This window comes from Micromonospora sp. NPDC048871 (genome assembly GCF_043198155.1).
In the GTDB taxonomy this organism is placed as follows: Bacteria; Actinomycetota; Actinomycetes; order Mycobacteriales; family Micromonosporaceae; genus Micromonospora.
The window spans coordinates 354,508-373,789 of record NZ_JBICUM010000002.1; the positions used below are offsets into that span (position 1 = coordinate 354,508).

Annotated in this window: 14 protein-coding genes; 1 reads left to right on the forward strand and 13 read right to left on the reverse strand. The window is 70.5% G+C overall.

The window, feature by feature from the left end; translation table 11 throughout:
- Positions 1-2 precede the first annotated feature (2 nt).
- The 13 genes from ACGFIK_RS06265 to ACGFIK_RS06325 are packed head-to-tail and all read right to left on the reverse strand — an operon-like array spanning position 3 to position 18,159.
- Complete coding sequence (locus ACGFIK_RS06265) at positions 3-947, reverse strand: hypothetical protein (protein WP_327025216.1); 945 nt, start codon at positions 945-947, stop codon at positions 3-5.
- Positions 944-2,245 carry an MFS transporter gene (locus ACGFIK_RS06270; RefSeq protein ID WP_327025215.1) on the reverse strand — a complete coding sequence of 434 codons (1,302 nt, stop codon included), beginning with the start codon at positions 2,243-2,245 and terminating at the stop codon, positions 944-946. The genes ACGFIK_RS06265 and ACGFIK_RS06270 overlap by 4 nt, the downstream gene beginning before the upstream one ends.
- Positions 2,242-3,849 carry an amino acid adenylation domain-containing protein gene (locus ACGFIK_RS06275; RefSeq protein ID WP_393337991.1) on the reverse strand — a complete coding sequence of 536 codons (1,608 nt, stop codon included), beginning with the start codon at positions 3,847-3,849 and terminating at the stop codon, positions 2,242-2,244. The genes ACGFIK_RS06270 and ACGFIK_RS06275 overlap by 4 nt, the downstream gene beginning before the upstream one ends.
- Complete coding sequence (locus ACGFIK_RS06280) at positions 3,809-4,921, reverse strand: HAD-IIIC family phosphatase (protein ID WP_327025213.1); 1,113 nt, start codon at positions 4,919-4,921, stop codon at positions 3,809-3,811. Before ACGFIK_RS06280 ends, ACGFIK_RS06275 begins: the two co-directional genes overlap by 41 nt.
- Positions 4,921-5,886, reverse strand: a complete 966-nt coding sequence (locus ACGFIK_RS06285; protein ID WP_327025212.1) for a 3-oxoacyl-[acyl-carrier-protein] synthase III C-terminal domain-containing protein — start codon at positions 5,884-5,886, stop codon at positions 4,921-4,923. Before ACGFIK_RS06285 ends, ACGFIK_RS06280 begins: the two co-directional genes overlap by 1 nt.
- Complete coding sequence (locus ACGFIK_RS06290; RefSeq protein ID WP_327025211.1) at positions 5,883-6,983, reverse strand: acyl-CoA dehydrogenase family protein; 1,101 nt, start codon at positions 6,981-6,983, stop codon at positions 5,883-5,885. The genes ACGFIK_RS06285 and ACGFIK_RS06290 overlap by 4 nt, the downstream gene beginning before the upstream one ends.
- Positions 6,976-7,251, reverse strand: coding sequence for an acyl carrier protein (locus ACGFIK_RS06295; RefSeq protein ID WP_327025210.1), 276 nt, complete (start codon positions 7,249-7,251; stop codon positions 6,976-6,978). The genes ACGFIK_RS06290 and ACGFIK_RS06295 overlap by 8 nt, the downstream gene beginning before the upstream one ends.
- Positions 7,248-8,114 carry a 3-hydroxyacyl-CoA dehydrogenase family protein gene (locus tag ACGFIK_RS06300; RefSeq protein WP_327025209.1) on the reverse strand — a complete coding sequence of 289 codons (867 nt, stop codon included), beginning with the start codon at positions 8,112-8,114 and terminating at the stop codon, positions 7,248-7,250. Before ACGFIK_RS06300 ends, ACGFIK_RS06295 begins: the two co-directional genes overlap by 4 nt.
- The gene (locus ACGFIK_RS06305; RefSeq protein WP_327025208.1) at positions 8,111-11,542 is read right to left on the reverse strand and encodes a thioester reductase domain-containing protein; all 3,432 of its coding nucleotides are present in this window, start codon (positions 11,540-11,542) and stop codon (positions 8,111-8,113) included. The genes ACGFIK_RS06300 and ACGFIK_RS06305 overlap by 4 nt, the downstream gene beginning before the upstream one ends.
- On the reverse strand, positions 11,539-11,859 hold the full coding sequence (locus ACGFIK_RS06310; RefSeq protein WP_327025207.1) for a phosphopantetheine-binding protein: 321 nt from the start codon (positions 11,857-11,859) through the stop codon (positions 11,539-11,541). The genes ACGFIK_RS06305 and ACGFIK_RS06310 overlap by 4 nt, the downstream gene beginning before the upstream one ends.
- A complete protein-coding gene (locus ACGFIK_RS06315; RefSeq protein WP_327025206.1) occupies positions 11,853-14,939 on the reverse strand; it encodes an amino acid adenylation domain-containing protein in 3,087 nt (1,028 codons plus the stop codon). The genes ACGFIK_RS06310 and ACGFIK_RS06315 overlap by 7 nt, the downstream gene beginning before the upstream one ends.
- Positions 14,936-16,369, reverse strand: a complete 1,434-nt coding sequence (locus ACGFIK_RS06320) for a condensation domain-containing protein (protein WP_327025205.1) — start codon at positions 16,367-16,369, stop codon at positions 14,936-14,938. The genes ACGFIK_RS06315 and ACGFIK_RS06320 overlap by 4 nt, the downstream gene beginning before the upstream one ends.
- Positions 16,366-18,159: a non-ribosomal peptide synthetase gene (locus ACGFIK_RS06325; protein WP_327025204.1), complete on the reverse strand. Its 1,794-nt coding sequence runs from the start codon at positions 18,157-18,159 to the stop codon at positions 16,366-16,368. The genes ACGFIK_RS06320 and ACGFIK_RS06325 overlap by 4 nt, the downstream gene beginning before the upstream one ends.
- Positions 18,160-18,358: 199 nt before the next feature.
- On the opposite strand from ACGFIK_RS06325, the gene ACGFIK_RS06330 reads away from it, so the two are divergent.
- A complete protein-coding gene (locus ACGFIK_RS06330; RefSeq protein WP_327025203.1) occupies positions 18,359-19,213 on the forward strand; it encodes an NAD(P)-dependent oxidoreductase in 855 nt (284 codons plus the stop codon).
- Positions 19,214-19,282: the final 69 nt, after the last annotated feature.

Genomic DNA, 19,282 nt, shown 5'->3' on the forward strand with positions numbered 1-19,282 from the left:
GTTCAGTTCGTGGGTGCGAGTGAGCGCACCATGTCCAACAGCCGGTCGTAGCTGGCGTCGAGGTCGCTCGACATGGCCAACTCCCAGATCAGTCGGTCGGCCAGCAAGCTCCGCAGGTCGTCTTCGATTTCACCGAGGAGCACCGGATCGGCCTTGCCGGTGGCGAAGTCGTCGCGGCATCGCTGCACCGCCTCGTCGACCGTCAACGGCCGTATGGTGGCGTCTCCGCGGCTCAGGAAAACCACGCTGTCCGGCACGACCGAGGACCGCAGCCTGGCGGCCAGCGGTCCGCTGATGGTCACGCGAAGCTTCTCGCCGTCGTTGACCGGTGCGGTCACCGCCTGCGCCAGGTCCGCGTTGCCGGCTAGCCGCTCCGGGGTGACGTAGAGGGCCTGGGGGTAACCCCACAGCCGTCCCGGTACCTCGTCACGCAGGTCACGGACCATGATGTCCTCGCCGACGAGTTCGGCGCCGTGCCGCAGAGCGGTGTGGACGAAGGTCGACTTACCCATGCCGGTGGGCCCGCTGACCAGCACAGCGTGCCCGTCAGCGACGAACGCCCCGGCGTGCAGGGGGTAGAGCCGCGAGGAGCGACACACCAGGTACAGCGCGAGTCGCTCGAAGATCCACCGACCCCACACGATCGGGTTCGTGAGGTCCGCCGCGCACAGGGTCACCCTGGCGACCCCCGCTGCCACGTCGAACTCGCACCTGGAGCCGCCCGTGTCGATGATGATCGGATCAGCGGCGATCACCTCCTCGGTGTGCGGCGGCTCCGCGGTGGCTGCGGCAGGATGGTCCACCACCCGGACGGTCAGCCTGAGGCTGGGCGCGTCCGCGCGTGGCGCTACCGGCGCGCCGAAGAAGGCGTCCACCACCGTGGCCGCGCGTGGATCCGCTACGCAGTGCACTGAAATCCCGTAGATCTCCCGGTAGGTCTCGTTCATCGCGCGGCCTCTTCCTGACGTGGGGGTGTACCGGGGACCGAGCCCATGCCGCTGTCCACGCTGGTGGCGGGTGCGGCGGCGGCGTCGCGGGCAGGAGGGCGGGTGCGCTCGGCCCAGCGCGCCACGAATGGTGTTATCGCGCCTGCGGCGAACAGCAGGGCGCCGAAGATCAGCCAGCCGGGGCGGCCGACGCCGATGATGAGGACCGCGGTGATCGCCGGGGTGACCATCTTGGCCACCTTGCCCCCCATACCGAACAGGCCCTGATACTGCCCCTGCGCGTGCTCCGGTGCGAGCTCGTACGACAGCGCCCAGGAACCGGCGGCGTAGAGCAGTTCCCCGAGCACGTGGATGAGCGCTCCGATGATGAGGACGACCACCGCCAGCCAGGCCGGCGCCCCGGCGGCCAGGGCGAAGAACCCGCAGCACACCGCCAGAAGCAGCCCGGAGCGGCGCAGCGCCCGGGCACCGCCCTGGACGGTCTCGGCGCCGGCGCTGGCCCGCACCTGGAACAGGATCACCATGATGGTGTTGACCAGCAGGATCGCCGAGAACACAGCTACCGGTGCGTCCGTTCGGTCCGCGATCCAGAGCGGCAGGGCCACCGTCAGCAGCCCGTCGTTCATGGCCAGGATCGCCGTCAACGCGGTAACGGCGAGATAGGGCCGGTCCTTGAGCACCAGCCCGACCGAGGCCTTCTCCTCGTGCCGGGTGATGTGCTCGTTGCGCAGACGCAGGAAGAGCAGGGCGCCGAGGACGAAGGCGGCACCGCTGACCAGCAGCATCGTCCGGTAGGCGGCACCGGTGTTGAGCTGTAGCGCGACGCCACCCACCACCGTGCCCAGCGAGATGCCGATGTTGGTCACGGAGCGCAGGTAGGCCCGAGCCTTCACCCGCTGCTCCCGGGGAACCGCCTGGGCGACCAGCGCCCCCCGTGACGCGTCGGCTCCCGCCTCCGCACCGACCACGAGCGCGGCCAGGACCACGAAGCTCGTAAACCCGCCGACGAAGGTGTACCCGCAGACCAACGCGCCCTGCAGGGCGACGAAAGCTATCGCGGTGTTGCGGGCGCCCAGCCGGTCGGCGACATGGCCCGCCGGGATGCTGATCAGCATGCCGAACGCGGCGGCGAGGGACAGGCCTAGCCCTACCCGGGTCGGCGAGATACCCACCGAGCGGATGAAGTACAGAACGCTGACAGAGAGGAGAATGCCGTTGCCGAATGTGCGGGCCAGGTTGCTGACGGCCAGCACCCGCACCGGACCCTGCGGCGGGACCAGATGTTCTAGCAGTTTCACGTACGCACCCCCGCGGTCGAGCGTTCGGCTTCCGGTGACGGAGCGGCCAGGAGGGCTAGCAGCCGACCCCGGTCGACCTTGCCGTTGCTGTTGAGTGGAAACTCGGTGAGGCAACGGTAACGACGGGGGACCATATATACCGGGACCCGACGGCGTAGCCAGGTGAGCAGTTCGTTGTCGGCGACCATCCCGCCGGTGTAGAAGGCGGCCAGCACGACGTCCTCACCCTGGGGAGCCGCGACGACGACGGCGTGGTCGACCGCGGGATGGTGGCGCAGCGCGGCCTCGATCTCACCCAGCTCGATCCGGTACCCCCGGATCTTCACCTGGTTGTCCAGCCGACCCAGGTGCACGAGCTGGCCATGTTCCACCCGGACCCGGTCCCCGGTGCGGTAGTAGTCCGCCGCCGAGGGACTCCCCAGGGTCGGTGTGACCACCCCCCGGTCGTCGAGGGTGCAGAAACGGCCCCGGTCGTCCGCCGGGTCGAGGTATCCGGTGAAACGTTGCTGCCCGCGTACCACCAACTCTCCCTCGCTGCCGGGGACCCCGTCCTCGTCGACGACGAGGTATTCCAGCGACGGGTAGACGGCGCCGATCGGCACGGTGTCGTTGGAGGTCGGCGGCCAGGTCTCCGGATCCGGACCCAGGCGGTACTCGCTGCACGCCAGGGTCAGTTCCGTGGGCCCGTACACGTTGTCGACGATCGCGCGCGGCGCTACCCCCCGCCATGCTCGGGCCTGGGCGTAGGTGAGCTGCTCGCCGCAGAAGATCGCGTACTTCAGCTCGGTCACCCGCCCGGCCGGCAGGTTTCCGAGCCCACCGGTCACCGTGATGACGGAGGGGACGGAGAACCAGTGCGTGATCGCGTGCTCGACCAGGTAGTCGACCGGGCTCAGCAGTTCGTCGCGGGTGGGAACGATCAGGGCCGCACCGCCGCCCCAGGTGACGAAGAGGTCGAACACCGACAGGTCGAAGGTCAGGTCGAAGGTGTGCGACATCCGGCAGCCGGGGCGTACCCGGTAGCGGTCGATGTTGTGCGCCAGGTACCCGGACAGGTTGTGGTGGCGGATGGGCACCCCCTTCGGCTGCCCGGTCGAGCCCGAGGTGAACAGCACGTAGGCCACATCGTCCGGCGCGGTGCGGTAGGGGGGCAGCGCATGCGTGACGTGCGCCGCCAGCAGCTCCTCGTCGGTGACGGTCAGCACGTGGGAGTGCAGCTCGGCGGCGACCGCAGCGGCGACGGCCCCGTCGGACAGGACCAGGTCCACCTCGGCCATCTCGCAGACGGTGGTGTTGCGGACGGCCGGGTAGCGCGGATTGAGCGGGACGACGGCGGCACCGAGACGCTGTACGGCCAGGTAACCGGCGTACGCGACGATGCTGCGCGAGGCCAGGAGCGCTACCCGCCGGGGCACGGCGCCGTGCTCACGCACGATGTACGCCGCGATGGTGTCGGCGAGGTCCGCCAGCCGCCGGTAGCTGATGGAGGATCGGCGGATGCGCAACGCCTCGGAGTCCGGCCACCGTCGGGCCGACGCGGCGAACCACTCGTACAGGGTTTCCTCAGGTAAGAGCGCAGGTCCAGTCGGCTGCAACTTCGTCACCGCCCCTCAGGTCGACCGCGACAACGGTGATCGTCGTCGGGGCGAGCTGGGGCTGCGGCGACAGGTGCAGCCGTTGCAGGTCGTCCGCGGCAGGAAGCGCGGCGAGGCAGTCGCAGGGCTGCTCGTCGAAGCCGGCGAACCGGTAGGCGACCTCCATCATCCGGTTGCGGTCGCTGCGTCGGAAATCGGCGACCAGGTGAGCGTCGGCCCGAGCCGCCTGATCGGTCAGCCACCGCAGGATCACCGCGCCGGCGCCGAAGGCGACGACCCGGCATGAGGTGGCGAGCAGCTTCAGGTGATAGACCCCGGGGTACCGCTCCAGGAGGATCACGCCGACGGCGCCGTGCGGGCCGAACCGGTCGGTCATCGACACCACCAGCACGTCGTGGCCGCCGGTGGCGACCATCCCCCGCAGTGTCTCCTCCGAGTAGTGCACCCCGGTGGCGTTCATCTGGCTGGTGCGCAGGGTGAGTTCCTCCAGCCGCGCGATGTCCGCGTCGGTGGCCCGGTCGATGCCCATCCGCAGGTCGAGCGAGCGCAGGAACTCCTCCTCCGGCCCGTCGAAGCTGGCGCGCTCGGTGTCCCGACGGTTGCTCGCCTGGTACATCTCACGGCGTCGCCGAGAGTCGGCGGTGATCACCGGCGGGTTGAACTCGGGCAGCTCGGCGAGGCGGAGGGCCTCCTCCGCCGGGTAGCACCGGACCTCCGGCAGGTGGAAGGCGACCTCCGCCCGCTCGGCCGGGTGGTCGTCGATGAAAGCGATGGTGTGCTGGGCGAACTTCAACGTGTCCGCGATATGACGCACCGCGTCCGACTTGCGTCCCCAACTGATCTGCGGAACGACGAAGTATTCCGCCAACCCGAGCTTCTCCAGTTGGGCCCAGGCCTCGTCGTGGTCATTGCGGCTGGCCACCGACTGCAGGATGCCCCGGGCGTCCAGATCGATGACGATCTGACGGATCTCGTCACTGAGGTGGACCTCACCGTCCTCGAGCAGAGTTCCCTTCCACAGGGTGTTGTCGAGGTCCCAGACGAGACACTTGATCGTGGCGGGGCCGTTGTCGAGGGTCATCACACCTCCCAGATGGTCGCCGACCAGGCGGCGACCGGGCTGTTGTTGAGCACCAGGACGAGGTCACCCTCGGCCACCTCGCCGGTGGCGAGCAGATCCTGGAGGTTGAGCACGACATCCATCGCGCCGAGGTGACCCCACCGGGCCAGGTTGTCTCGGCACACCTGATGGATGGGCAGGCCGAGCAGCGTCTCGTAGAAGTCGAACGCGCTGGCAGTGACGTTCTGCATGAGGGTCGCGGCGACCCCGCCCTTGTCGACGCCCGCGTCGGCGAGCACTCCCTCGACCAGTTTGCTCAGCCGCAGCCTGCTGTGCATCGCCAGGTCGAAGCGGTAGCGGTCGGGCGAGAGGCACTCCTCGCGCCACTCGTACCAGGGGGCCTGCTTGTAGTCGACTCGGAAGAGGTCGTGGAAGCTGCCGTCGGTCTGCATGCGGTGGGCGCGCAGGGCCGGCCGGCCACCGCGCACCATGGTCATGGCGTACGCGCCGTCACCGATCACCGCCACCGGGAACCGGATGCGATCCACCCCGGTGGGGCGGCTGCCGTGGGCGATCATGATGGTGTCGCGGCTGGAGTCGGCGACCAGCAGGTCCCGGGCGAGTGCCCAGGCCGCGCTGGAGCCGGTGCAGCCCAGGCCGTCGACCTCGAAGGCGAAGGCCGAGGTCAGCGCGGCGTCGGCCTGCACCCGGCAGGCGTCCGAGCCGAGCAGAACGTCCGGCGAGCGTGGGGCGACGAGCAGAAGCATCTCCGGTGGTGGCGACCCGCCCGCTGACACCTCCCGGCAAGCCTTCGCGGCCAGCTCCGCTGCCGTCGCGTTCTCGAACAGTCCCACCGTCGACACCCCGCTGCCACGGACGAACTCCGCCTCCTCATGGCCGAGGGTGGGGAACTCCGGCAGGTCGAGGACCTTCTGCTGGGTGTCGGGCAGCAGGCAGTGCACAGCCCCGATGCCGATGGCGGTCATGGCGTCACCGCCAGGGCGTGTTCGGCGAGCAGCAGCTGACTGATCTCGTTACTGCCCTCGATGATCTCCATGAGCTTCGCGTCGCGGTACGCCCGTGCGGTCGGGGAGCCGTCCACCGCGCCGGCGGAGGCGAGCACCTGCACGGCCGTCGCGGCGCCCCGCGCGGCCCCGCGGGCGGCGACATGCTTGGCGGCGACCACGGTGGCGGCGAGATCGAGGGAGTTGGAGTCCCAGCACAGGCTGGCGTGTTCGCACATGCGGGTCGCCACCTGCTCGGCCACGAACAGCTCAGCTAGGTGCCGGGCGACCAACTGGTGCTGGGCCAGCGGTTTGCCGAACTGTTCCCGGACCCGGGCGTGCCCGGTCGCGGCGGCCAGGCAGGCGCGCAGGATTCCCACGCACCCCCACGCCACCGACAGGCGGCCGTAGCTCAAGGCGGAGGTGACGAGCCAGCTCAGCGGCTGACCGGCACCGCGCAGCACGTTCGCCGCGGGCAGCACGACCTCGTCGAGGGTCACCATCGCGTGCCCGGCCGCGCGACAGCCGAGCGGTTGGGCGATGCGTTCGACCCGCACGCCGGGCGAGGTGGTCGGCACCACCACGGCGGCGCCGCCGTCACCGTACCGACCGACCACCACCAGCAGATCGGCGTAGGCGGCACCGGTCACCCACACCTTCTGCCCGGTCACCACCGCACGGTCACCCTCGACGGTGACCCGGGTGCGCATGCTGGTCAGGTCACTTCCCGCGCCGGCCTCGCTGAACGCGACCGCCGCGGTGTCCCCGCCGGCCAGCCGGGTGAGGTACTCCCTGCGCTGCCCCTGGTCACCGAAGCGCTGGATGACCCAGGCGGCCATCCCCTGCGAGGTCATCAGGCTGCGCAGGGAGCTGCAGATGGCACCGACCCCTGCGGTGTACTCGCCGTTGTCCCGGCTGGAGAGCCCCAGCCCGCCGTAGGCGACGTCCACCTCGGCGCAGAGCAGCCCCTGCCCGGCCAGCTCCCGGATCACCGATCGGGGAATCTCACCGGCCCGGTCCCAATCGTCGGCGCGTCCGGCGACCAGGTCGGCGACCGTGCGGGTCAGGTCGTCACCCACCTGCCGCCTCCGACCGCAGTCGCCGCACCAGTGCGGTGATCCGATCGACCGTGCGGAAGGTGTCCAGCCGCAGGTCGTCTCCACCGACCACCACGCCGAAGTGGTCCTCGACGTACGCCACGAGCTCCATCGCGAACAGCGACGACACCAGTCCCGAGGCGAACAGGTCGCGGTCCGGCTCCAGCTCTGTCTTCGTCCGGGCCGACAGGAAGGCCAGCAGTTCCGACTGCACCCAGGCGTCGGTGCTCTGGTCGATTGACGCGGTCATGAGCGGGTGCCTCCGTACTCGAAGAAGCCCTGACCGCTCTTGCGGCCGAGCTTGCCTTCCCGAACCATGCGTTGCAGCAGCTGCGCCGGCTGGTACCCGGCGTCGCCCGTGCGTTCCTGTAGGACCCAGAGGGAGTCCACGACGTTGTCCAGGCCGATGAGGTCGGCGGTAGCCAGCGGGCCGGTGCGGTGACCCAGGCAGCCGACGAAGAGCGCGTCGACGTCGGCCGGGGTACTCACCCCCTCCTCCACGAGGTGCGCCGCCCGGTTGATGCTCCACTGGAGGATGCGGTTGATGACGAAGCCGGGCGCGTCACCGACCACGATCGGTTCCCGGGTGACGCTGGTCAGCAGGTCCAGGCCGCGTTCCAGCGCGGTGGGACTGGTGCGCCGGCCCCGGATCACCTCAACCGCCCGGATGATGTACGGCGGGTTCATGAAATGGGCACCGAGTACGTCGGCCGGCCGGGCCGCCGCCTCAGCCAGTTCGTCGACCGGGATCCCCGAGGTGTTGCTCAGCACCGGAGTGCCGGGCGCCACGACCTTGGTAACCTCGGCCAGCACCTCAGCCTTGAGGTCGGCCCGTTCGGTGACGCACTCCACGACGGCGGTGGCCTCGGCCAGGTCCCCGACCAGCCCGGTCGTCACCAGCTCGCCGGCCTGCGCACCGCGCGGCAGGCCGCCCATCATCTGACCCAACCGCGTCAGCCGGAAGACCTCCGACCGGGCCCGGTCCAGCTGAGCCTCGTCGATGTCGATCAGCACAGTGGGTATACCGTGGCCGACCGCCAGCGCGGCGATGCCGGTACCCATCGTCCCGGCACCGACCACGGCGAGCCGGTGTGCGAATGCGGTGCTGGTCACGGCGCCCCCACTTCGATCTTCTGGGCGGACTCGAGGTCCTCGGCGATCAGCTCGCCGAACTTGGTGGTGGTGCGGGCGAGGAAGGTCAGGCAGCGGCGCAGCAGGTCACCGGTCGGTGCCGGGTCCAGGCCACGAGCGGCTAGCCACCGCCGCCAGGCGACCGCCTCCAGGTCGCGCTCGCCGAGGGCGTGCCCCTCCAACTCGTAGAGGGCCATGGTGGCGAGGAGTTCGTTGCCGGTGGCCAGGGAGCGGTCGGCGACCCTCCGCTGCCACTCCTCAGGGGTGACCGCGGTGGTGGGAAGCCCGACCTCGGTGAGCAGCGCGAAGAGGCGTTGTGGGCTCACCGCGACCTCGTCGGTCAAGTGGTACACCCGGCCTGCGGAGCCCGGGTCGAGGGACAGCTCGGCGATCGCCCGGGAAACCAGGTCTACCGGGGCCATCGGCATGGCCCGGTCGTCCATGGGGTGGGCACCCACCGCCAGGCCGCTGGCGGCGATGTGCCACACCAGGTCCTTGTGGTTGCAGGCGCCGGTCTCGGTGGAACCGAGGATGAAACCGGGACGGAAGATGCGGACCCGCATGCCGTCGGTTTCGCTCCGTTCGAGGATCCGCTCGCACACCCACTTGCCCACGCCGTACCCGCCCTGCTGGGGGTCCAGCGGCTGTTCCCGGGTCTCCAGGATCCTGCCGTCCGCGCCCAGCGCGTGATGGGTGGCGGCCACAGTGGAGACGAAGCCGAAGTCCGCGATGCCGTGCCGGCGCATCCAGCGCAGCAGTTCCACCATGGTCAGCACGTTGTCGGTACGCAGCACCCGGTACGGCTCGGTGAACACCACCTTCGCGGCGCAGTGCACGACCGTGCCGACGCGTCGAGCCAACTCGCCGTTCCGGTACGTCTCACACAGGGTGCCCACGTCACTGAGGTCGCCGAGGACCAGGTGGACCCTGGACCGGTCCGGTGCCGGCAGGAGGAGGGAGGTGGCAGCGGCGTCGAGCCGGGCCCACGCCTGATCCTCGTCCTCGGCCCGCACGATGCAGTAGACCCGGCCGGCACTAGCCTTGAGCAGCTCGTGCAGCAGGAAGGTACCGAGGAACCCGGTAGCGCCGGTGAGGAGCACATCGGTGCCGGCGGCCGGGCGCGGGTTGACCTCGCCCAGGGGAAGTTGCAGATCGAGGTCGATCAGCTCCCCGTCGCCGTCCGCGATCGGATCGATGTCATCGGCCCCCCGCGCGGCACCGGCCCGGACCCCACGGACGATCTCGCCGATGCGACGGATCGTCGCTCGGCTGCCGCCGGCGCGGTGCAGGTTAACCAGCACCCCCAGGCGTCGCTGCACCTCCAGCGCCATCTGCACCGACAGCAGGGAAGATCCGCCCAGGGCACCGAATTCGTGGTCGACGCCGATGCCCTCGACGCCGAACAGGTCACGCCAGATCGCCAGCAGCTCGTCCTCGACCTCACCGGAGCCCGTGCCGGCCGGCAGCGCCGGAGCAGGTCCGGTGGCCGGGGCGGAGGCCTCCGCAGCGGACGGGTACCGGTCGAGGATCCAGTGCCGCCGACGGGTGAACGGGTACGTCGGCAGGGCCACCCGCCGTCCGGTGCCGCGACTCAGTGGCTCCCAGTCCACCCGTACGCCGTGCAGCCAGGCGGCGGTGACAGCCGCTTCGATCTGTACGTCGTCCGCGTCAGCAGGCAGGACGAATCGATCGGTACCGGCTTCCCCGGCCCCGACCTGAATGAGGAACCGACCGGGCGGTACGACCTCGGGAACCCTGTCGGCGACCTCGCAGTCGGCGCCGAAGACCCGCCGGAGCCGCTCCACCACAGCGTTGGACGAGTCGCCAGCCACCACGGTGACCGCTCGTTCGGTCGAGGTAACGGTACGGGCGGCCGGCGGCCGGGGCAGCCGTAGCGTGGCCGCCAACCGCTCCGGTGGCGCGACGACGGCGCGGCGCACATCGAAGTCGTGGCGTCCCACCCGCAAGGTGTGCGCGACGTCGGCCGGAGGCAGCTCACCCTGTTCCAGCCGGTCGGCGAGATTACGGGACATGGCGTCCAGCTCGCCGCGGTTGCGGGCGGAGAGCATCAGGGTGATCGTCGGCCGAAGGGGCGCGCTGGGCCGCACCGGCGCGGGGGGCGGTGCCAGGACCACGGCGGCGTTGGTGCCACCGAGGCCCATCGAGTTGACCAGGACGAGTCGCGCCGGGTCGGCGGTGTGCCCTGACTCGGTGCTGACGAAGAACGGACTTTCGGCGAGCATGCCCGGGTGACGCGGATGCCGGAACAAGGGGTGCGGGGGAAGGTTGCCGGTCCGCACGACATGCACGGCCTTGATGAGGCCCGCGATGCCGGCAGCCGGCCCCGGGTGGCCGATGTTCACCTTCACCGAACCCAGCCCACAGTAACCGGTGTCGGCACCGTAATGCCGCAGGCCGTCGCTGAGCCCGCGCAGTTCGATCTGGTCACCGAGCGCGGTGCCCGAGCCGTGGGCCTCGACGTAGCGCAGGTCGCGTCCGGAGGCGTCGGCGACCCGCAGCGCCCCGCTGACCACGTCGGCCACCCCGGACGGGCTCGGCGCGGTGAATCCGGAGCGGGCGGATCCGTCGTTGCCCACCGCGGAGCCGCGAACCACCGCCAGGACGTTGTCGCCGTCGGCGAGCGCGTCCGTCAGCCGCCGCAGCACCACGACCCCTACCCCGGAGCTGAACGAGGTGCCGGTGGCCCGGGAGTCGAAGGCGCGGCAGAAGCCGTCCTCCGACATCAGCCCACCCGCCTGGTAGCGGTAGCCCATCACCGGCTCCAGCACGGTGGCACCACCGGCCAGCGCGATGTCGCATTCACCGGACAGCAGGCTGAGCACTGCGTAGTGCAGGGCGTACAGGGACGACGAACAGGCCGTCTGGACGCCGACGCTCGGCCCCCGCAGGCCCAGCTTGTACGCCACCCGGGAGCTGAGGAAGTCGCCGAGGCCACCGAGGTGCAGCCCCATGTCGTCCACCGCGGCAGCCAGGCCCGACTCGCGCACCTTCGCGGCGAACACGGCCGAGGAGTAGGTGCTCGACGCGCCCCCGGCGAAGACGCCGGTCACCGGCCCGTCGGGACGGGCGGGATGCCCGGCGGACTCGAGCGCCTCCCAGCAGGCCTCGAGGAACAGTCGCTGCTGGGGGTCGATCAACTCCGCCTCGGCGGGCGGATAGTTGAAGAACTCCGAGGCGAAGTCCGCCGCCTCCGGCAGGGTGGCGGCGACCCGGACGAACGCCGGATCCCGCAGGGTGTCGTCGCTGACCCCGGCCGTCCGGAGGGTCTCCTCGTCCAGCGGCCGGGTGGACACCAGCCCGCTGTCCAGGTTGCGCCAGAACGTTTCCGGTGTGGTGGCGTCGGGGAATCGGCAACCGACTGCCACGATCGCGATGTCGGTGCTGCTCACTGGCTGTCCTTCGGGTCACGGCGGGCGCGATTGAACAGGGCTGAGCGCTCGCCGGGCCCCACCTTCGCCCGAGTCACCGGAGCACGGCCACCGCAGATGAGGTCGGCCTGCGCCACGACGGTGGTGTGCTGGAACAGGTCGGCGGCGTCGAGCCGGCCGTCCGCGAGCGGATTGAGCTGGTCGAGCAGCAGGATCAGCAGCAGCGAGTCGCCGCCGGCCTCGAAGAAGGACACGTCCAGTGGCACGTGCGCCACGTCGAGGACCTGTTCCCAGGCGCGCCGCACCTTCTCGACGATCTCTGATTCGACGATTACCACGAGCTCTCCTTCGTGACTCCAGCGTTCAGATCGGTGGTGAGGTCGGTGACGCAGCGCTCGATGCTGTCGAGCAGGGCGTCGATGGTCGCGGCGTCGAACAGGCCGGTCGCATAGGTCGCGGTGTACGAGACGCTGTCCGGGAGGTCGGTCGCGACAAGCTCCAGCTCGTACTTCAGGTGCAGCGGGACGAGTTGGCGGAACCGTACGGTGGCGTCCGGCCCGAAGTCCGGGATGGCCGGAGGGGCATCCAGGGCGGCGAGGTACACCGGTGTGACGGGTGGGCGGCTCAGGTCCCGCCCGGGGTGGATGGCGGCGGCCACCGCGTCGAACGGCACCGCAGCGGCGCGGTAGGCGGTCATCGCGCTGTCCCGGACCCGGCCCAGCAGCTCTCGCCAACTGGGCTCGCCCCGCAGGTCGACCCGCAGCACGAGGGTGTTGACGAACATCCCGACCGCATGCGCGGTCTCGCCCGTCTCGCGGCCCAGCCACGGGAACGCGAACAGGAAGTCCCGCTGCCCGCCGGACCTTGCCAGCACCGCCCCCAGGAGGGCCGCGGTCGTCATGAAGGTGGTGACGCCCAGGTCGTTCATGGTCTCCCGCAGCCGCGCCGCGAGCCCCTCGTCCAGGGTGCGAGTCCGGGTCGCGGCGGTGGTCGATTGGACGGTGGGTCGTGGCCGGTCATGCCGCAGCTCGATGTCGGTGGGCGCGCCGCGCAGGTGAGCCAGCACCGACTCCGCCGCCGGCACCGGGCTACCGGTCAGCACCGCGGCGGGGTGAATCGCCGGCGGCAGGTCAGCGGTGGCCCCATCTCGGCGGGCCCGGTAGACCGCCGCGATCTGGTCGAGCAACTCGGCCTGGCCCCAGCCGTCGATCACGATGTGGTGGATGGCCAGGATGAGCAGCACCCCCTCCTCGCCGACGAGGATCTCGGCGCGGGCCGGTGCCTGCTCCGCCAGGTCGAACGGGCTCCAACAGGCGGTCGCGAGGTGCGCGGCCAGCCGTTGCTCGTCCCAGCCCCGCGCGGAGGTGATCTGGAGTGGTGGAGGCGGGCCGTCGGTGGTGTAGACCACCGCCCGTGCGGTGGTGTCGAGCCGGAACCGGGAACGCAGCGCCGGATGCCGTGCGAGCACCTGGCGGGTGGCTTCGGCGAGCAGTTCCACGTCGCGGTCACCGAATCCGGCGGAGTCGAACTCGAGCACGGTCGGTGCGAGGTACGCACTGCGCAGTTGCTCCACCCGGTCGATCAGCCAGAACCGGCGCTGCGCCGAGGAGGCCGGGTACACCTCGTCGGACGTCGGGGCCTCGGCTGTCACGGAACGCCCGCCGGCGAGGAGCCGGCCGAGACCGGCGACCGTGGGTTCGGCGAGGAACTGCCCGAGCGGAAGCGGGTGGCCCACCTGCCGTTCGGCGGCCGCGAGCATGTTGACGGCCAGCAGCGAGTGGCCGCCGAGCACGAAGAAGTCCGTGTCCGGCGCGAGGGCCAGGGCGTCGACCGGACGCCGGTTCTGCCCGGTGCCGGCCAGTGCGGTGGCGAAGATCCGCGCGGCGCGCAGTTCGTCCCCGTGCAGTTGCACGCTGGGTCCGGCGGCGTGGGCCAGTCGCACATCCCGCATCCCACGCAGCGCCGTCAGGTCGGCCTTGTCGTTGACCGTCATGGGGATCGCCGGCACGGCGTACACCTCGGTCGGCAGCACGGCCGGAGGCAGCCAGCGCTGCAGTGGGCGCAGGACGTCCTCTCGGCTGGACGGCGCGTCGACGTCGTCGAGTTCGACGAATGCGACAAGTCGACGAGGTTCCCCCTCGGCGAGGACCACCGCGCCGCGGATGCCCGGTTGCTCCTCGATGAGGCGCGCGACCTCGTTCGGCTCCACCCGGTGGCCCAGAATCTTCACCTGGTCGTCCACCCGCCCGAGGCAGAGGATGGCGCCGTCCTGGCGCAGCACCGCGCGGTCGCCGGTGGCGTACATCCGGGCGCCCGGCTCGTCGCAGTACGGGTCGGGCCGGAAGGCCGCCGCCGTCAGCTCCGGTTGCCCTAGGTAGCCCAGGGCGATGCCGGTACCCGCCAGATACAGCTCGCCGGGGACCTCCCTGGGCAGTTCCTCCCCGTGGGGCCCGAGCACGTACGCGCGGGTGTTGGGCAGCGGGCCGCCGATCGGCGGCCGTTCCTCGGCCAGGTCGACCGGCGCGAACGTGCCGATGCAGGACGCCTCCGTGGGGCCGTAGATGTTGCGGACCTCGACGCCCCACGCCTCGCTGCAGTCCTTGGCGAGCTGACGGGTGACCGCCTCACCGCCGAGATAGAGCGTGCGCAGCGTGGTCGGGCCACCTTCGTCACTGTCCAACATCGCCCTGGCCAGGCTGGGGGTCATGGAGGTCACGGTCGCCCCGAGCGGGCCGCGTACCAGGCGGGTGAGGGCCCTCGGGTCGCGCCGCTCGAGGTCGTCGGCGTAGACCAGGGTGGCACCGCTGACCAGGGTGCGGAACGCTTCGAAGGTCGCCCCGTCGAACGCCGTCGACCAGGTGCACAGCACCCGGTCCGACACGGTCAGCGCGTTGTCGGCGGCCCACCACAGCGCCGTGTTGAGCAACCCGCGGTGCGGCACGAGCACGCCCTTGGGCCGGCCGGTGGTGCCGGAGGTGTAGATGACGACGGCCGGGTCGTCGGGTTCGGTGCCCACGGCCGCCGGCAACCCGTCCACCCCCCGCAGGTCCTCCAGCAGAGTGAGGTCCACGGCCAGCTCGTCGAGCATCGACCGGCCTGCCTCGTCGGTGAGCACCACTCGTGCGTCGAGCTCGCTGAGGATGTGGCGCAGCCGATGCTTCGGGGTGTCCAGGCTCAGCGGGGCGAATGCCGCGCCACTGCGCAGAACGCCCAGGCAGCCGGCCACGAGGGCGCCGCCGCGCGCGGCGAGCACCGGCACGAAGTGACCCCGACCGGTCCCCCGGCCCTGCAGGTGGGAGGCGACCGCGCCGGACCAGGCGTCGAGGCCAGCCGACGAGAGACTGGTCTGGCCAACGCGCACGGCCGTCATGTCGCGGGAGCGCAGTTGCGCTACGACCAGGTCCGCGATGGTGGTCACGCCGCTCCCCCGATCATCGCCGCACGGGCTCCAGCGAGATCGCTGACCGGGCCGATCAGTACGCAGGGCGGCACGAGGTCTGGCTCCCGTCTGGTGAGGGGCAGATGGCACACCTGCTGGTCGGGGTTGGCCACCGCGGCGGCGAGCAACACCTGAAAGTGCCCGGCGAACTCGACGGCGAGGTCCGAGGAGTACATGTCGTCGGCGTACTCGACGGTGCCCACGATGGCGTCCGGCCGTTCCTCGAGGATGAGGAGCAGGTCGAACTTCGCCGTCCCGGTGGGAAGCTGGACCGGCGCCCCCCAACGCGGTCGGACGGAGTCCCAGGCCGGCATGTTCTGCAGCGCGAAGCCGACCTGCACCAGTGGGCCGTTGCCGCCGATCTCCGCGCTGAGCTGGTCGAAGGGGATCAACTGGTGGGTCAGCGACCGGAAGGCCTCCTTGCGGACCTCGCCGCAGAGGGCACTGAACGAATCCTCCGCCTGAGGCGCGCAGCGCAGCGGCACGGTGTTGACGAAGAAGCCGACCAGCTTCTCCGTGGCCGGATGGGGCCGGTTGGCCGTGACCGTACCGACGAGGAACTCGCTCCGTCCCGACCAGCGCCGCAGCACCTCCTGGTAGGCCGCGAGCAGAACGACGAAGGGGGTCACGCGCAGCCGGGCCGCGAGGCCGTGGACCTCGGCGCGCAGCGGGTCGCCGACCTCGAACACCACCTGCCCGCCCGGACGGGTCGGGGCCCCGCCCCGGCGTACCTCCCCCAGCCCGAGTACCAGCGGACTGGCGTACGGGCGCAGCTCGGCGGCGCGGGCGGTGAGCCGGTTGCGGGCGGCGTCGCCCCCGGTGACCTCACGGTCCCAGACGGCGAAGTCGATGTACCGAATCTCCGGCTCGGCCCACTCGACGGGACGCCCGGCGAGCACCGCGGCGTACGCCTCCTCCAAATCGGCGAAGAACACCGACAGTGACCAGCCGTCGATGGCGATGTGGTGGAAGGTGATCAGGGCGGCGTCTCCCCCGGGTACGCCCCGCCACACCCGGCAGCGCACCGGAATTCCACCCGCTAGGTCGAATGGCTCGCACCCCGCCGCGGCGGCCTCGGTGTGCAGCCGGTCTTCGGCATCGGGGTCGCCCGTCAGATCCACCACGTCCAGACGAGGAGTCACGCTCTGCGTCACTTCCTGGACGGGCTGACCCTCGACGAGGTGATACCGGGTTCGCAGCACCGCGTGTCGGTCGGCCACCGCGGTCAGCGCGGCGGACAGCGCCGCCGGATCGAGCGGCTCGAGCCAACGCATGAGCAGCGGAACGTTGTACGTGGCAGCGCCGGGGTCGGCTGCGTCGATGAACCACAGGCGCTGCTGGGCGTGCGACAGCGGGGCCTTGGACAGACCGGTGGGTCGCAGGACTGGTTCGACATTCGCTGTGATCACGATGATTCCCGCTGAAGATCGAGGTGACTGGTGAGGGGCGTCCGCGCCCCGGATCGAAGGGACCTGGCCAGGTCGGCCATGGAATCCGCCAGCAGCACGTCCGCCGCCTCGACCTCGACCGACAGTTGTTGCTGAAGTCGCGACATCACCTGTACGGCCAGGATCGAGTTGCCGCCTAGGTCGATGAAGTTGTCCCCGGGGGACACGCCGGGCCGGCCGAGAACCTCGCGCCAGATCACCCGCACCTGTTGGAGTACCGGATCGTCCACCTCCGGCGTCGGCTCCAACTCCCGGGCGTCGGCGTCGAGCAGCGCCCTCAGGTAGTCACGGTCGACCTTCCCGGTGGGACCGACGGGCAGGTGGGTCAGCTCGACCCACCGCGCCGGCACCATGTAGTCCGGCAACCGCCGGCTGAGCGCCTCGGTCAACCCGGGCAGGTCGACAGACGCATTGGCCGGGGGCAGCACGAAGCCGACGAGCATGGCCGAGGGCCCCTCGCCCACCCGCTCGACGAAAGCTGCGGCGGCCAGGCCGGTGCCGGTAGCGGCTCGCTCGATCTCCTCCAACTCAATGCGGTAACCCCGCATCTTGACCTGGCGGTCGCGCCGGCCGAGCAGTTCCACCGCCCCGTCGGATCGCCGACGAGCGAGGTCACCGGTGCGGTACATGGTTCGTCCGGTCCGTGGGTCCGAAACGAAGCGTTGAGCGGTCAGATCGTCCTGTCCCAGGTATCCGGTGGCGACGCCGGGGCCACCGATCCACAGCTCGCCGACCTCGCCGTCGCTCACCCCGTGCCCATTTTCGTCCACGATGGACAGGTCAGTGTTCTCCAGAGCGAAGCCCACCGGGACTTGATCGAGGCCGTTCAGGGTGGCGGGCGTACAGGTGAAGAAGCTGGCGAAAGTCGTCGTCTCGGTGGGCCCGTAAGCGTTGATCAACCGCTTCGGCGGATCGGAGGCCAGCACGGCGCGGGCCGCGCCGATCTCCATCTGCTCGCCACCCACCAACAGATCCCGTACCGACCGGAACGCGTCCGGCCGCTCGCGGGCGACCGCGTGGAACAGCGATGTGGTCAGGAACATCGTCGTGATGTGGAGCCGCCGGGTCTCCTCGACCCAGCTCTCGATCCCAAGGTCGGTGAGGGCGGGCAGCACCACGACGGTGGCACCAGCGCACCAGGTGCTCCAGATTTCGAAGGTCGTCGCGTCGAACGCCGGGTTGGAGGAGTTGGCGACCCGGTCGCCGGGGGCCAGCGGGCAGTAAGGCTGGTCCAACACCAGCCGGCGCACCGCCCGGTGCGGAATGACGACACCCTTCGGCCGGCCGGTGGAACCCGAGGTGTACGCCACGTAGATCGGATCGTCAGCGCTTCGCGTGCGTGATGCACCGGCCTCGCCGAGGTGCCCGGCCTGCCGCGTCCACTCGACGGTCAGCGCCCCGTTGTGCACGTCGACCACCGCGCGTGCGGCCGTCTCGTCGAGAATCGCGCCGATTCGCTCGGCCGGCGCGTGCGCGTCCAGCGGGACGTACGCGGCGCCGGCCCGGACGATGCCGAGGACGGCGACAAGCAGATCTAGCGAACGGGGCCCCCGGACAGCGACGTACTCACCGGCAGCGACACCGCCGCCGGCCAGTTGGTCGGCGACCTCACCGGCGCGCTCCCACAACTGCGCATAGGTCAGGACCGACGAGGTGCCGTCGCATGCGGCAGGCGCGGCGGGCTGGACAGCGGCCCACTGCTGCACCAGGCACGCGACATTCTGATCTGCGGCATCGTTGTCTCGATTCACCTCGGCGCCCCCATCCGCTCGGTCAACCCGACGCTCAATGGTCGAATCGGCGTGCACCGTTCAGGCACCGTTCACGCATCGATCGTGCACTGTTCAACACGTTGGGGTAATGCACGCAGGCGAGGGAGCCCCTATGATCTGACCGATACCCAGGCAGGTCAGGTTGATCAATTCACGTGTCGCCAGGTTAGGTTGATCAATGTCACGTATAGCGCTTCTCGGCCTCGGCCGTATGGGCAGCCAGATGGCTCTCCGGCTACTCGACGAGGGCCACCAGCTGACCTTGTGGAACCGAAGCGGGGTTCCCGATGTTCTGCAAGGAACCGACGCCACCGCGGCTCCGACGCCGAGCGAGGCGGCGCGAGGGGCCGAAATCGTCATCACGATGCTGACCGACGGAGCGGCGGTCACCGACGTGCTCTTCGGCTCGCACGGGGCCGTCAACGGGCTGAGCCCGGAGGCGGTGCTGGTCGACATGTCCACCATCGGACCCGCCGCCGTCGCCGAGTTGCGGGCGCGACTCGCACCGCAGCTGCGGTTCATCGACGCACCCGTGCAGGGCAGCACACCCAAGGCCCGCGCGGGCGAGTTGGTCATCCTTGCCGGTGGTGCTCCGGTCGACGTCGACCATTGCCGACCCGCCCTAGAGTCGCTCGGGAAGCTGCGCCATGTGGGACCGCTAGGGGCGGGTGCCGCGGCGAAGCTCGTGGTCAACCTGGCTCTCGGTAGCTCGTTCGTCGTACTCGGCGAGGCGCTCCGGCTCAGCGATCAGCTCGACCTCGATGCCGAGATGATGCTGGACGTGCTCACCGGGACCGCCGTGGGTTCCCTGGTGCCGAGGTTGCGCGCCCGCCTGTCGAACCCTGACGCGCCCACGCAGTTCTCGGTAGGCCTCGCTGCCAAGGACCTGCGCCTGATCGGTGCCACCGGAGCGCTCGACGACGGCGCGGTCGCAGGCGCGGAGCGCATGCTGACCGCAGCGGCGGACGCCGGCTACGGCGAGATGGACATTACGGTCCTCCCCGCTTTTCTGCGCGGCGGGAAGGATCACTAAAGCGATTCGGGCGATTTTGTGTCATTGCGCGACCAGCAGATGGAACCCAGGGGTGGGGGTTCATCTGCG

Bases quoted from the DNA above. Each gene is read 5' to 3' on its own strand.
- ACGFIK_RS06265 (WP_327025216.1), bottom strand. From the start codon at position 947: ATGAACGAGACCTACCGGGAGATCTACGGGATTTCAGTGCACTGCGTA.
- ACGFIK_RS06280 (WP_327025213.1), bottom strand. From the start codon at position 4,921: ATGACCCTCGACAACGGCCCCGCCACGATCAAGTGTCTCGTCTGGGAC.
- ACGFIK_RS06330 (WP_327025203.1), top strand. From the start codon at position 18,359: ATGTCACGTATAGCGCTTCTCGGCCTCGGCCGTATGGGCAGCCAGATG.
- ACGFIK_RS06285 (WP_327025212.1), bottom strand. From the start codon at position 5,886: ATGACCGCCATCGGCATCGGGGCTGTGCACTGCCTGCTGCCCGACACC.
- ACGFIK_RS06295 (WP_327025210.1), bottom strand. From the start codon at position 7,251: ATGACCGCGTCAATCGACCAGAGCACCGACGCCTGGGTGCAGTCGGAA.